The sequence below is a fragment of the Mesorhizobium sp. M0166 genome (assembly GCF_040322255.1).
In the GTDB taxonomy this organism is placed as follows: Bacteria; Pseudomonadota; Alphaproteobacteria; order Rhizobiales; family Rhizobiaceae; genus Mesorhizobium.
Genome location: NZ_JAMYTD010000004.1, coordinates 221,734 through 234,705 on the forward strand (window position 1 = coordinate 221,734; position 12,972 = coordinate 234,705).

Annotated in this window: 18 protein-coding genes; 7 read left to right on the plus strand and 11 right to left on the minus strand. The window is 63.8% G+C overall.

What is annotated here, in order from left to right; genetic code table 11:
- Window positions 1-119 precede the first annotated feature (119 nt).
- The 3 genes from NKJ46_RS07715 (at window position 120) to NKJ46_RS07725 (ending at window position 1,883) form a co-directional block, all read left to right on the plus strand.
- Window positions 120-1,109 carry a DUF2332 domain-containing protein gene (locus NKJ46_RS07715; RefSeq protein WP_352663731.1) on the plus strand — a complete coding sequence of 330 codons (990 nt, stop codon included), beginning with the start codon at window positions 120-122 and terminating at the stop codon, window positions 1,107-1,109.
- A gap of 291 nt (window positions 1,110-1,400) precedes the next feature.
- The gene (locus NKJ46_RS07720) at window positions 1,401-1,610 is read left to right on the plus strand and encodes a hypothetical protein (protein ID WP_352474763.1); all 210 of its coding nucleotides are present in this window, start codon (window positions 1,401-1,403) and stop codon (window positions 1,608-1,610) included.
- A gap of 39 nt (window positions 1,611-1,649) precedes the next feature.
- The gene (locus NKJ46_RS07725) at window positions 1,650-1,883 is read left to right on the plus strand and encodes a hypothetical protein (RefSeq protein ID WP_352663733.1); all 234 of its coding nucleotides are present in this window, start codon (window positions 1,650-1,652) and stop codon (window positions 1,881-1,883) included.
- Window positions 1,884-1,989: 106 nt separating this feature from the next.
- On the opposite strand, the gene NKJ46_RS07730 is transcribed toward NKJ46_RS07725, so the two are convergent.
- On the minus strand, window positions 1,990-2,304 hold the full coding sequence (locus tag NKJ46_RS07730; RefSeq protein WP_352663959.1) for a hypothetical protein: 315 nt from the start codon (window positions 2,302-2,304) through the stop codon (window positions 1,990-1,992).
- A 74-nt stretch (window positions 2,305-2,378) separates the two neighbouring features.
- Window positions 2,379-2,897: a metallophosphoesterase gene (locus NKJ46_RS07735; protein WP_352663735.1), complete on the minus strand. Its 519-nt coding sequence runs from the start codon at window positions 2,895-2,897 to the stop codon at window positions 2,379-2,381.
- 194 nt (window positions 2,898-3,091) lie between these two features.
- On the opposite strand from NKJ46_RS07735, the gene NKJ46_RS07740 reads away from it, so the two are divergent.
- Together NKJ46_RS07740 and NKJ46_RS07745 are read left to right on the plus strand one after the other, a co-directional pair.
- On the plus strand, window positions 3,092-3,421 hold the full coding sequence (locus NKJ46_RS07740; RefSeq protein ID WP_352663737.1) for a hypothetical protein: 330 nt from the start codon (window positions 3,092-3,094) through the stop codon (window positions 3,419-3,421).
- Window positions 3,422-3,515: 94 nt separating this feature from the next.
- Window positions 3,516-4,064 carry a DNA-3-methyladenine glycosylase gene (locus tag NKJ46_RS07745; RefSeq protein ID WP_352663739.1) on the plus strand — a complete coding sequence of 183 codons (549 nt, stop codon included), beginning with the start codon at window positions 3,516-3,518 and terminating at the stop codon, window positions 4,062-4,064.
- A 32-nt stretch (window positions 4,065-4,096) separates the two neighbouring features.
- Here NKJ46_RS07745 and NKJ46_RS07750 read toward each other — a convergent pair whose 3' ends face one another.
- Entirely contained in the window at window positions 4,097-4,579 is a 483-nt protein-coding gene (locus NKJ46_RS07750) for a DUF3606 domain-containing protein (RefSeq protein ID WP_352663741.1), read from the minus strand.
- Here NKJ46_RS07750 and NKJ46_RS07755 point away from each other — a divergent pair.
- Complete coding sequence (locus NKJ46_RS07755) at window positions 4,533-5,009, plus strand: EF-hand domain-containing protein (protein ID WP_352663743.1); 477 nt, start codon at window positions 4,533-4,535, stop codon at window positions 5,007-5,009. The two genes, NKJ46_RS07750 and NKJ46_RS07755, sit on opposite strands and share 47 nt — an antisense overlap.
- Before the next feature lie 149 nt (window positions 5,010-5,158).
- Window positions 5,159-5,500 carry an antibiotic biosynthesis monooxygenase family protein gene (locus NKJ46_RS07760; RefSeq protein WP_352663745.1) on the plus strand — a complete coding sequence of 114 codons (342 nt, stop codon included), beginning with the start codon at window positions 5,159-5,161 and terminating at the stop codon, window positions 5,498-5,500.
- On the opposite strand, the gene NKJ46_RS07765 is transcribed toward NKJ46_RS07760, so the two are convergent.
- From NKJ46_RS07765 to NKJ46_RS07800, 8 genes are all read right to left on the minus strand, one after another.
- Window positions 5,482-5,649: a hypothetical protein gene (locus NKJ46_RS07765; RefSeq protein WP_352663747.1), complete on the minus strand. Its 168-nt coding sequence runs from the start codon at window positions 5,647-5,649 to the stop codon at window positions 5,482-5,484. The two genes, NKJ46_RS07760 and NKJ46_RS07765, sit on opposite strands and share 19 nt — an antisense overlap.
- A gap of 28 nt (window positions 5,650-5,677) precedes the next feature.
- Complete coding sequence (locus NKJ46_RS07770) at window positions 5,678-6,400, minus strand: DUF899 family protein (RefSeq protein ID WP_352663749.1); 723 nt, start codon at window positions 6,398-6,400, stop codon at window positions 5,678-5,680.
- Window positions 6,401-6,554: 154 nt separating this feature from the next.
- Entirely contained in the window at window positions 6,555-7,385 is an 831-nt protein-coding gene (locus tag NKJ46_RS07775; RefSeq protein WP_352663751.1) for an SMP-30/gluconolactonase/LRE family protein, read from the minus strand.
- Between the two features lie 14 nt (window positions 7,386-7,399).
- Complete coding sequence (locus tag NKJ46_RS07780; protein ID WP_352663753.1) at window positions 7,400-9,175, minus strand: CoA-transferase; 1,776 nt, start codon at window positions 9,173-9,175, stop codon at window positions 7,400-7,402.
- The gene (locus NKJ46_RS07785) at window positions 9,172-9,957 is read right to left on the minus strand and encodes an enoyl-CoA hydratase/isomerase family protein (RefSeq protein ID WP_352663755.1); all 786 of its coding nucleotides are present in this window, start codon (window positions 9,955-9,957) and stop codon (window positions 9,172-9,174) included. Before NKJ46_RS07785 ends, NKJ46_RS07780 begins: the two co-directional genes overlap by 4 nt.
- 2 nt (window positions 9,958-9,959) lie before the next feature.
- Window positions 9,960-11,165 carry a CaiB/BaiF CoA transferase family protein gene (locus NKJ46_RS07790; protein WP_352517176.1) on the minus strand — a complete coding sequence of 402 codons (1,206 nt, stop codon included), beginning with the start codon at window positions 11,163-11,165 and terminating at the stop codon, window positions 9,960-9,962.
- Between the two features lie 17 nt (window positions 11,166-11,182).
- Window positions 11,183-11,968, minus strand: a complete 786-nt coding sequence (locus NKJ46_RS07795; protein ID WP_352663757.1) for an SDR family NAD(P)-dependent oxidoreductase — start codon at window positions 11,966-11,968, stop codon at window positions 11,183-11,185.
- Window position 11,969: 1 nt separating this feature from the next.
- Window positions 11,970-12,965, minus strand: coding sequence for an ABC transporter permease (locus NKJ46_RS07800; RefSeq protein ID WP_352663759.1), 996 nt, complete (start codon window positions 12,963-12,965; stop codon window positions 11,970-11,972).
- Window positions 12,966-12,972: the final 7 nt, after the last annotated feature.

Consider the following 12,972-nt stretch of genomic DNA (forward strand, 5'->3'; position numbering starts at 1 on the left):
TAGGCGACCGCGGGAAGTCCGCGGGGTTCCCAAGCCTGTGTAAAAACGCCGGGCCTGGCTCCAATCAGACCCGTGGATCGTATACTGTGACGAGACGTCGGGACCGAGGATCAGCGGATATGGACGAGGAGGGCTTGGCCGAGATCTCAGCCCGATATATTCGCTTCGCCGATACGGAAGCTCGCGGTCGCTCGCCGCTCTACGAGGAGTTGGCTCGGGCAGTCGCTGGGGATCGGGAGGCGCTCGGTTTCCTGTCGACCCTTCCGGACCTAAAGCGGCAACCGAACCTTCTACTTGCCGTGGTGCGTCACCTGTTCGCCACGCCGACAGGGTGGACCGAGTTTCGCCAGGCGCTTCAGGCTAATCCCGACGCTATCCGCTCGCTCATGCTCGAGCGCTCAACGCAAACCAACGAGCCGGGAAGATGCGCCACCCTGCTCCCCGTGCTCGCGCGTTTGCCGCAGCCGCTGGCCCTCATCGAGGTCGGGACCTCCGCAGGGCTCTGCCTCATGCCCGATCTCTATGGCTATGACTACGGACGCAAGGTGATCCGCGCACCCGCGATGGCCTTGGAGCCGCCTGTCTTCCGCTGCCTCGCCAGCGAAACAACGCCATTGCCGACGGCCTTGCCACAAGTCGTCTGGCGGGCGGGATTGGACCTGAGCCCGATAGATGCTTCGGACGACACGCAAGTCGCATGGCTTGAGACGCTGGTCTGGCCGGAACAGACAGCACGGCTCGCCAATCTGCGGGCGGCCCTGAAGATCGCTGCCACAGTCAAGCCTCGGCTGGTGAAGGGCGACCTGCGCGGGAGCGACCTCGTGCAACTCTGCAACGAAGCGCCAAACGACGCTACACTCGTCATCTTTCACACAGCCGTCCTCGACTATGTCTCCGACCCTGGTGACAGAGAAGCTTTTGCCCAACAGGCGATGCGTCTCTCGCCTTATTGGGTATCGAACGAGTTCCCTCGCGTCTTCCCGTCCATCGCCACACGCGCCGGAACAAGTTGGCCGCCCGGCCGCTTCCTCCTGTCTGCGAACGGCTCCCCTGTAGCTTGGACCGACCCGCATGGCGCCTCGCTCGAATGGATCGCGGACGCGGCGTAGGCTATAGGTGGTGGATTGCCGTCCCTTGGCCAGAGGCGCCATCAGTTCTCAGCTTCATCTATGCGCGTTTCGACTGCTCGCGTCTCGAATTCATTGGAAGCGACCTCTCCGACTTGCCTTGTCGCCGCCTCTACCGGACGGCTGAGAGCGAGAACGGCGCGCTGAGGCGTACGAAGACCGCTCCACAGTCGGGAACCACAGCTGTCGGCAAGCCGTTTACGCTGCAAACCCGCCTGGCGATCCTCAGAGGCCGGGCCGAGTTGTCCGAGATCCACAAATTGGGGATTGATCATGACAAGCGCTGCCGACCGCGATCCGCGCCATCACACGCAGAAAATGCAGAAAAAGTTGGAGGAGGTGAAGCAGCACCTTCGCGAGGACATCGAGAAGGTCGATGAGCCGCAGCTGAAGGCGATGTTCGAGACGTCCGCCGAGGTGATCGGCGGCCTCCAGAAGGCGTTCCAGGACTATGAACAGAAGAATGAACCCGCCTGGCGTTGAACGACTTCTTCGCCGGTAGGTTTCGAAGGGAGCGCCGCCGTGCCTGCACCACCTGAAATGGATGTCGTCCTCGAACAGCTGCCGTTGAGGATCGGCGCCTATGTCCCCGACGATCTGCTGGAGGACTGGTTTGCGCCGGGAACCGGCATGAACCCGGTCAGCAAGGAGGCGCTTGCCGCCGCCAAGAACTACGGCTGGCGCTTCGAATGCGACTTCAAGCACTATCCCGAGCGCAAAGAGGGCGTGTTCTGGAAGTGGGTGCCGGCGATCTGACCGGCGCTGGAACGGTTCATCGTTCCGCGGAAACGCAGAACTGGTCCATTTTTGTGTTTTGACGCAATTCCGCACGAAAACCCGTTTCAAACTTTCCTGGAATTGCTCAGCCTCCGCCGATCGGTGTCGTCACCTTGCCGGTTCCGCCGCATTCGGGGCAGGTGCGGCCGTCGATCATGCCTGACCCCGCACAGCGGCGGCAGATATTCTCGCCAGCGCCTGGAGTGCCTGCGGGGACTTCGTCCGCGTTGGTCTGACCGGCTTGCCGGGGCTTGCCCTGCAGCTTGTTTCTCAGCCGGGCGACCCAGCCTTCGTCGACCTCGAGCGGCCTGCTGCTGTCGTCCGGCAGGCCTTCGCCGGATTGGCCGATGGTTTCATTGCGCGGCCGGTCGTTCGCGCCTGTCGTGATCTTCTGAGCCATTGCAGTTGCCTTTACGCCTTGCAATTTTCGAACGCCTCAGCTGCGCAGAGGTTCCGGTTGCGGCCGGCAGCCTTTCAGCCGGGTTTTGTCCGAGCCGTCCTTCGGCCTCGGCTGGCAAGGATGGTGGTCAGCGTGACCGGACGAAAATCCCAGCTGTCGACGCCGACGTCATATTGACGCGTGACCGGGATGAGCCTGCCGTGCGAATGGCCATGCAGGTCGATCGATTTCCGGCCGATCTGGTTCCAGGTGCGAAAAGGGTAGTGGCAAAGGATCAGCAGGCTGCCGTGGTGCGTCAGCTCCTTGTAGTGCTGCGTGCTCGCCCAACCCGTGGCCTCGATGGTGGCCGCAGCATCGTTGTTGCCGATGACCAGATGCTTGCTGCCATGAAGAGACGACAGCAGCGACGACACGAACGCGGCCGATCCCCTGGCAAAATCGCCGAGATGCCAGACCTCGTCGTCCGGCCCGACAGTCTCGTTCCAGAACGCAACGAGCGCCCGGTCATGTTCCGCCAGCGAGCCGAACGGGCGGCGGTCGATGCGCAGGATGCGCGGGTCGCTGAAATGCGTGTCGGCGGTGAAGTAGATCATGCGCTGGAGCCTGTTTCGACCTGCCGATCTGGGCGCGTGGCGCACCAAGTCCATCTCGCTCTCCCCGATGCTTGCTCAACCCGCTCGATCGCCGGTTGTTCCTGTAGGCAGGCAAGCGGTTTCCGCTCGCCGGAACTTTGAAATGAGACGCAGGTTAGGATGCTTGAAGCCGATGCTCTGAAAGGACCTCGACGATGACCGACGCAGCACCTCTTGGGCGGAGCCCGGCTCAGGCGCGGGGCGATATCGACGCCGGGCGCGCGGGGGACAAGACACCGGGCATCGATCCGGCTGCGGCTCCCATGGAAACGGACGCGGAATCCGCCGGTACCGCTTCCGCAGATGATCCGTCTCCACGCCATGAAACGCCGGAGTTCACCAACCAGGCGAGCTATGCCAATGCGATGCGCCCGCTGAGGGACGAGCCCGCCGTCCAACCGCGCAGATACGGGCCGGTCCTGGTGATTGCCGCCATCGTCGTGCTGGCCGCGGCGGTTTTCATCGGCGCAGCCATTCTGCGCTGAATACCTTTATCCGTGAGCTGTGGCTGGACATTTTGTGTCCGGTCCGGGAACTTGCCGACGCGCCAGGTTCAGGCGTGAACGAGTCTGCTGCACAGTGACCACGACCCATCAATTCTTTGCCCGTGACGCCACCATCGTGGCGCGCGACATCATTGGCGCCTCGCTGCTTCTGCACGGCGTTGGCGGCATCATCGTCGAGACCGAGGCGTATCGCCCGGATGACCCGGCTTCGCATGCTTTCGGTGGCAGGACGGTGCGCAACGGCGCCATGTTCGGCGCCCCGGGCAGCGCCTATGTCTATCGCTCCTATGGCCTGCATTGGTGCCTCAATGCCGTGTGCCTGCCCGGCAGTGCCGTGCTTATCCGCGCAATCGAACCGCAATCCGGGCTGGATGTGATGCGGGCCAATCGCCGCGTTGACGATCCCCGGCTGCTTTGTTCGGGACCGGGTCGCCTTTGCCAGGCGCTGGCAATCGACAAATCCCATGACGGGCTGCCGCTGGACTTGCCGCCATTCGACTTCAGACAGCCGGGCGACGCCAGCGTCGTTCTTACAGGCCGCCGGATCGGCATTTCCAAGGCTGTCGATGCGGAGTGGCGGTTCGGCCTGCGCGGCTCGGATTATTTGAGTCGCAAATTCTGACGCTGCGGCAGCGGCAGAGCAGCTGCCTGGCATCACTCGTCGGGTTTGCCGAGATGCATAGGCGTTCTCTGTTGGCGGGCTTCGCTGGTCACCTCGTCGGCTCCGGCAGGTGAAATCCCTCGCAACGCCTTCGCGGCTTCGATCAGGCGCCCGCGATCATTGCCGAAGCTCTTGATCAGCTGGCGGACCTGGTCGGCGGTGATGCCGTTCAGTTGGGCAAAATACTCGACCTCACGGTCGTCTTCCGCAGCAACGCGATCGCGGTCGCGGAAATCTCGCTTGCTCTTATCGTCAGCCATTTTTTCCTCCTGGTGGAGCTTCGCATCAATGGCAACGTGGGCAAGCGGGTTTCGTTGCCGCGACCAGGCGGACTTTTGCGCCATCGTGGCGACTGACCAGGAACCATGAGGCGAGCAGCCGGTTTGGCTTGGATGCAGCAGCCCCCAATTCATACCGATGGAGATTACGATGACGCTCGCAAGCAAAACCACTGTAATTGCAGCGGCGCTGGCCATGTTGGCCGCGCCGGCATTCGGCCAGACGAGCCCGCCCGCAGCGCCGGCACCGGCACCGGGGAATGTGAACGGGCAGGACGCCATGCGCGACATGATGCGCCAGATGATGACCGAGATGCTGGAAGAGAGAATGCAGGAAGATCGCGCGCCCCGGGGAGAACGGCGAGGTCACTGGCATCGCGACTACAGGATGGGCCCGCCTCACAGAGATTGGGAGATGGGAGGGCGCGGCGGCGGGATGCATGGCGCGAGGATGCGAATGATGTTCGCCATAGTAGATGCGGACGGCGATGGCGCGCTTTCTCAAAGCGAAGTCCAGGATTTCGTCGGGCGGATATTCAACGCCGTCGACGAGGACGGTGACGGCAGCGTCGACATGCAGGAAATCCGATCCTTCTTCCACGGAGCAGACGCCGAGGATCAGGAGTGAGTCCCCTACGGGTCGGCAGGAGGCCTGTCGGCCGGAGAGGATGAAAGCGCTGGCAACGGGATACCAGGCTGCCAGCCGGGGAGATGCGTTCCTTGGCTGGCCTTGCCCGAACGCCGCGGACCAATCAAACCAGCAGGAATTCGTTGGCCATGACAGAGAAAGCCACAGAGAAAACCCCGACCATCGCTCGTATCTGGCGCGGCAGAACCGTGCCTAAAAAGGCGGATGCCTATGAGAGTTACAATTACGAGGCCGGCATCAAGCCGCTGATCGAGAAGGCCCTGGGCGTGCAGACCTTTCGCGAGGACACGCCGACCCATTCGGAATTCGTGACGATCTCCTATTGGGAAAACGTCGAGGCGATGGCAGCGTTCACCGGCGGCGATCCGACGAAAATCCACCATCTCGAGCGGGATGAAGAGTTCCTGATCGAGCTGCCGTCGAGGGTGCAGGTGTTGCGCATCCGCTCCAGTCACGGCCGGCTGGGATAGGCCGGCGCCGCCGCATCGGGCTCGATCCGTGGCATCGCCGTCAAGTCGATCTCGGTAATATGCCGGCGGCCGAGATTTGCGGTCGATCCGGACAGCATCGTGTTAAGCCAGGCAGGCGACACCGGCGTCGAGCAGGCGACGCTCGACATTCCGCAGATCGTGCGGCGGCAGGATCAGTTAGTAGGTGATCTTCGGGTACCAGTCCGTCCCGCGGCCGTCCGGCGTCAGGTCCAGGACGTTCCACAGGACCATCAAGTCCGGCGGCGTGGTCGGGTCCTGGCCCGGATCGGCAGTCTCGAAACCCAGTTCGGCGCCCCAGAAATGCCGGATGGTTCCATCACGGCGGGTAAAGACGTTTTGAGCGGCGGTATCGGTCCCGTCATCCATGATGGCGTGGTAGTCCTGGCTGAACTTCCCGTTCACGTCGGCGTAGAGCGGCAAGTTCTTCCAGCCGCGCTCGACTTTGAAGGCGACCTGTCGCTCGATGGGCGAAAGGCCGACGACGGCCAGGGCGACACGCTGACGGATGTGGTCGGCGTTGCCATCCAGGCAGCTCAGAAGCGCCGTGCACATGGGGCAGGGTCGCGCGCGTTTGGGGCCGTACATCCAGTTGTAGACAAACAGCGTGTCCTTGTCGCCGAACAGCTCAGCGACGCCGACGGGATTGGCGCCGGCCACGCTGCTGGCTTCGCCCATGAACTGATAGTCGCCCTTCACCTCGCCGCCGGGCGGCAGGGCGCGGCGCTGCGCGGCGACGCGCGCGATATGCCGGCGAAGGTCGATTTCCTCGACCATCAGGGCCTCGCGGGCCTTGCGGTACTCGGCGGTCTCGTTCGGTTGGTGGGCGCCGTTCTTCCGAACCAGTGCTTCGGCGGGTTGCAGGGCGGAACCGTAGTCCATGACTTATCTCCCAGTTCAAACCTCTTAAACTGGCCAGCCGCCTTGGGGTTCCGCCTGGAATGACCACGGCCCGGAGACACGGGTTACCGTTTAGACCGGAGACATAGGTGACACTTTTGGCCCGAGGGGCCTTGGAGTGGCTCGAGCTTGCATGTCATCGTCGAAGTAGGTCGATCTCGGTAATATGCCAGCGGCCGAGATTTGCGGTGTAGAGCTTGTCGCCCTTGAAGGCGATGTTCGTGGGATGGGCGAGCGTCGTTGCGGCCGGATCCTCGATCAGCACCTCGAGCCCGCTATCCTGTCGCCAACGATAGATGCGGCTCGGCTCGTAGCACGAGATGAACAGCGACCCGTCCGGCGCCAAGGCGACGCCATCGGGGACGTTGTTCACGCCGTCCACGACGAGCTGGCGAGGCCCCGGCGCGCCGTCGGCAAGGATCGGCACATAGCTGACGCGGGCCGCATGGCTTTCCACCACATAAAGCCCATTGCCATTCGGCGCCATCGCCATGCCGTTGGCGAAGGCCATCGCCTCGCTACACCACAGGCCGCCTTCGCCGGTCTTCAAATCGTAGCGAAAAATGCCGGAGCGGTTGTCTTCGCCAACGCTGTCCGACACGTAGAGCCGGCCTCGTGCCTCGTCGACGATCGGATAGTTCGGCACGCGGATGCCGGACGCCGCGAAGCGCTGCATGTCGGCCGTCGCGGCATCCCAGCGAAAGATCGCCGAATGTCTCAGATCGCAGGCAAAACAGTTCCCCGCGCTATCGAAGGCGATGCCGAGCAGAAAGCCCTTCGTGCCGCCCATGCGTTCGACCGAGCTGCCATCCGCGGCCAGGCGCAGCAGGTCGCCGGTTTCGGTGCCGCACCAGATCGAGCCGTCGCGATGGATGGCCACGCCTTCCGGATGGGCGACGCGCGGGCTGGTGAAGATGCCATCGAAGAAGACCCTCGCGGCCGACATTTCGAGCAATGGCTTTGTCATGCGCCGCCCCCTCTTCAATCCGGTGCAGTATGCGACCGCTGTGCGGCAATGCAGCGCTCGACCATCAGCCGGTCGGCCGCCAGGATCTCGGCGATCAGCGCGCGGCGCTCCTTGGCGCTGACGAATTCGAGGCGCCGCAGGCCGAGCGGGTCGATGCGGTTTCGCAGGATGTCGAGCGTCTCGTTCGAGGGTAGCGCAACTTCGCGGCAATCGACATCGAATGTCAGGGCAAAGCCGGTGGCATCCTGGACCTGCTCGCGCGTCACGCCCGGCATGGTCTCGACGACGGCCAATTGCCGGCTCTCCCGGTCGAGCCGAAACACGCAAAGGTCGGTGAACACCAGTGCCGCGCCGGTCCGATAGCCCATCGGCTCGCGTTCGGCCTCAGTCAACAGTCCGCGCGCCGAGCTGGCGATCTCGACCGTCTCGACCAGCGACTGCACCGAATGGCGGGGGACGTAGAGCAGATAATCGCGATGCATGTTGGCGACATCGGCCATGCCGCCTTGCCCGGGCAGCCGGATAAGGCTGCCGTCGCGCTTGCGCAGCGCAATGGTGTTGACGCGCCCGCCTCGATCGACCTGCGCGGCACCGACGATCTCATGCGTCACCGCGCCGGCCTGGTAGTGGGTCGAATAGGTGTCATCGCCGCCGGCATGCGCCACCGCCGTCTCGCAATCGAGGCTTTCGATCAGCGACAGGATCATCGGGCTCGGCGCTATGTCGAGATGGCCGCAACTCATGGTAGCGATGATCATGTCCGGCGCAAGCGTCGCTTTGGCCAGCCGGTAGGCGACATTGGCGAGCGGCGACACTGCACCGGCACTGGCAAAGCTCTCATTGTCGAGCTCAGCGGCGATGCGGGCGACGACGATCTCGTCGATGGACGCCTTCTTTTCGCCGTGCACGAGCGCAGGCATCGCGAGGACTGTTTCAGCGCGGACTTTCGCAGCGTCTTGAACCCGCTCCGGCACGTCTTCCGCAGGCATGCTCAGGCTGTCCGACAAGGGTATTTCCTTGGCCGCGAACGCCCCCGCCAACGCTTGATAATCCGTCACATAGAATGGCAGGCAAGAGGCGGGATAGGCGCCGCCTGGCGCCAGCGCGATCGCCGACACCTGGTTGCGGGTCAAAATGCTCTGCCGGCCATCATGCCGCAGCGCTCCGACCGGGACGATTTCCTCGACCGTGACCAGCACCTGGCGCGCCGCGCCGGCCATGGCGAAATCCAGCGCTCGTGGTCCGATGATCTGGACATTGCCGCTCTCATCGGCTCGCTGGGCATGGACGACGAACGTATCGAGCCGCAAGGCCGGGATGATCCCGGTCGTGATTCCCGCGATCGGATCGGACACGGCGATCGCGCCGGGCACGCGCGCCAGCATGTCCGAACCCTGCGGAAGCTGAAACGGCATCGACGGCAGGTTCTGCTGCGCCGCCCGCAACGCCTGGATCATGGCCAGCGCCGTCCAGTCGCGGATCGGCACGGCATTGGTCTCGGCAGCCGCGCGGAAGCGCGGCGGCAAGCCAAAAATATCGAGGCTGGAAAAGCAGATATCGACCTCCGCCACGGCATTCGCTTCGAGAAGCAGTTCGAGCGGCAGGCCGCCGGCCCAGCAGACATAGCGAAGGTCCCTGACGCCCGAGCGGGCGATGGCCCGCAACAAGGCGATCGGCAGCCGGGCAAAATGATGACCACCGACACCGAAGACATCGCCGCCGCCGACCATCGCGGCCAAGCCCTCGACATCGGTGAAGCGTGGCCGGTTTTGCTTGACCAGGGACGTCATTTTGCAGCCTTGGCCCGTGCCGCGCTCTTTTCAGCAAATTCCTTGACGCGACGCTGGCCGATCTCGCTGCGGTAGAGGCCACCCAGGACATCGCGCTCGATGGCAAGGCCGCCGGCCAGATCGCCCGACACGGCATGCGCTGTCAGTGCTTTCAGCCCCTCGATCGCTGCGGCCGGTTCGGCGGCAATCATCTCGGCGAGTTCCAGCGCCCGCGGCATCAGCCTTTCGGCATCGACGATCTCGTTGACCAGACCGGCGCCGACGAACTCGGAAGCCGGCACGATGGCGCCGGTCATCAGCAAAAAATTGGCGCGGTTGCCGCCGAGCTTCTGGACGCTGCGCTGGGTGCCGCCGCCGCCGGGGACCAGCCCGAGCTTGATTTCGGGCAGGCCGAGCTTCGCGAACTGGTTGGCGATGACGATGTCGCAGCACAGCACCAGCTCCATGCCGCCGCCGAGCGCAAAGCCGTTGACCGCGGCGATGACCGGCTTGCGGTTGTTCTCGACCGCCGCATACATGCGCGTGCCCGCCATCTGGAAGGCGTCGAACTCGGCAGCTGTCTGGGCGGCGTATTCCTTGATGTCGGCGCCGGCCATGAAGCCGCGCCCCTCGCCGGTCACCACGATCGCGCCGATGCCGTCATCCTGCGACAGCGCCTCGAAAACCTCGGTGATCTCGCTTTGCATCAGCCGGTTCATGGCGTTGAGCTGATCGGCGCGCCGGAAGGTGACGACTGCGACGCGCCCGGATATTTCCAAGCTGAGTGTCTGGTTAACGCTCATCGTCAGGCAGCATCCACGGTCATGTCGCCGGACGCCTCAAGTGCTGCAATCTCGCCGCTGGAGAGGCCGAACTCGGCCAGTATCTCGCGGCCATGCTGGCCGACCAGCGGCGCCGGCCGCTCTATGGTGGCCGGCGTCTCGCTCATCTTGACCGCCGGTGCGACCACCCTGACCTTGCCGCCGCGCGGATGATCGTAGCTGGTGATCATGCCCAGGTGCTTGACCTGCGGGTCCTCGGCTGCGCGGCGGATGTCCTTCACCTCGGCACACCAGATGTCGGCTGCCAGCAGCCGCGCCAGCAGGTCCTGCGTGGCAAACTTCCTGGTTTCGGCGTTGACCTTGTCGAACACCTCGTCGCGCTTGTCGAACAGCGTCTTCAGATCGTCGTAGACAGCGAGCTGCGGCGCCTCCAGCACTTCATACAGCGTCTTGAACGGGCTCATGGCGATCGACACATAGCCGCCGTCCTTCGCTTCGTAGATACCGAACGGCGCCTGCATGCCGGGGTGGCCGATGCCGGAATTCGGGCGCACGAAATCCTCGCCGAGATTAAGCACGGCGACATATTCCTGATTGAGATGCGCCAGCATGCCGGCCAGCAGATTGACCTCGATCTTCTGGCCCTTGCCGGTCTTCTCGCGATAGTAGAGCGCCGACAGGATGCCATAGACCATGTTCATGGCGCCGATCTGGTCGGCCAGGCCGGCGCCGGCCGGAACAGGCGCCTGGTCGCCGCGGCCGGTGTTGGAAATCAGCCCGGACAGTCCCTGGATCAGCATGTCCTGGCCGGGGCGCTCGACATAGGGGCCTTCCTCGCCATAGCCAGAGCCCGAGCAATAGATAATGGCGGGATTGACCGCCCTGAAATCCTCGTAGCCATAGCCGAGCCTGGCGAGCACGCCAGGGCGGAAATTCTGCACCACCACATCCGCCTTCTTGGCCATATCCATGATGATGGCATGCACCTTGCGGCTTTTCAGATTGAGCGCGATGGAGCGCTTGTTGCGGTTCCATGCGAGGAAATTCGGGCTCTCGGAGCCGCCGACCCATTTGGCGAAGAAGGTCATGCCGCGGAACATGTCGCCGGCGCCGGCACGCTCGATCTTGATGATGTCGGCACCCATGTCGCCGAGCAGCTGTGTGGCGAACGGCCCTTGCAGCAGATGGCTGAAATCGAGAATGCGGACGCCTTCGAGGGCCTTGTTCATTTTTGTCTCGTTGGTTGTCAAAGCAGGTCGGGTACGTAGCGGGGTGCTGCGGTGAGGCCGCCGTCGACGCGCAGGTCGGTGCCGGTGGTGAAACCGGCGGCGTCGGAGGCGAGATAGACGGCGGCTTCGGCCACTTCGGACGGTTTGCCGATGCGGCCGAGCGGATGCATCTTCACCCAGGCCTTGGCGAGATTGCCGCCGATCTGCTTGACCAATTTGTCGTTCATCGGCGTGTTGATGGTGCCGGGCGAGATCGAGTTGACGCGGATGTTGAGCGGGCCGAACTCGACCGCCATCTGGCGCGTCATCGCCATCACCGCACCCTTGGCGCCGGCATAGGCGGTCCAGCCGTCGAGCCCGATATGCCCTTGTGCCGAGGCCATGTTGATGATCGAGCCCGATTTCTGCGCGATCATATGCGGCAGCGCATATTTGCAGCCGCGGAAGACGCTGGTGAGGTTGACCGCGATCAGCCGGTGCCACTGCTCGTCGGTCATTTCGTGAACCGGCATGCCGCCGATGGCGATGGCGGCATTGTTGACGAGAATGTCGAGATGGCCGGTCTTGGCGACCGCGCCGTCTATCAGGGCGGCGATGTCGGCCTCCTCCGCCACGTCGCAATGGATGTAGTCGGCGCGGTGGCCGGCGGCGCGCAGCTCGGCTGCGAAGTTTTCACCCTTCTCGTCGGCGATGTCGCCGAGGAAGACGTGCGCGCCTTCCCTTGCCATCGCCTCGCTGATCGCATGGCCGATACCGTCGGCGGCGCCGGTGACGATTGCGGTTTTCCCTTTGAGACGATCCATGTCAGCCTCCAATGGCGCGCCGGCGCTTTGCTTCGTCGAAGGCGACGGCGGCAATGATGATCATGCCGGTGATGACCAGTTGCCACTCGGTCGGCAGGCCGAGACCGCGCAGCCCGTTGGACAGGAACTGCAGGATCAGCACGCCGAGCGCCATGCCGGTCAGGCTGCCGATGCCGCCGGCAAGGCTCACGCCGCCGAGCACGGTGGCGGCGACGACCTGGAACTCGAAATTCAGCCCGGCCGTATGCTGCGCCGAGCCGACGCGGGCGGCCAGGATGATTCCGGCTACCGTTGCCAGCAGCGCGCTGATGATGAAACAGATGAACTTGACGCGGCGCACGTCGTAACCCGCCAGCCGTGCCACTTCCGGATTGCCGCCGACGGCATAGATCTGCCGTCCGAACGGCCGGTGCTGCATCATGTAGGCGAAGACGGCGAGCAGGACGATGGCGATGACCGCCGAATAGGGAACGACATTGAACAGGCGGCCGTCCGACAGCGCGATGAAGCTGTCGAGCGCTGCATCGTCGGGGATGGCGCGCTGGCCGGTGTAGAGGTAGACACCGCCGCGCATGATGAACATCGTGCCCAGGGTCACGATCAGCGAGTTGATGCCGGCATAGGCCGTTAGATAGCCATTCACGACGCCGATGATCAGTCCGAACAGCAGCGCGCCACTGATGCCGAGCACAAGCGAGTTGGTGTCGTTCATGATGATGATAAGCGGCAGCGCGATCGTCGCCAGCAGTGAGCCGATCGAGATGTCGACCTCGCCGGAGATGAAAACGATGGCGCAGCCGATACCGGCGGTCAGCGCCAGCGAAGCCTGACCGAGCACATTGGTGATGTTGCGCACCGAGAAGAAGTTCTCCGCGGTGAAGGAAAAGAACGCGATCACCAGGATGAGGCAGAGGAGCAATGCCAATTCCTGCCGCGCGACGAGCCGCGCCAGCATGGACGGCCCAGCTTTCATGGTGTCGGTGCTTGCCAGGCTCATCGCTTGC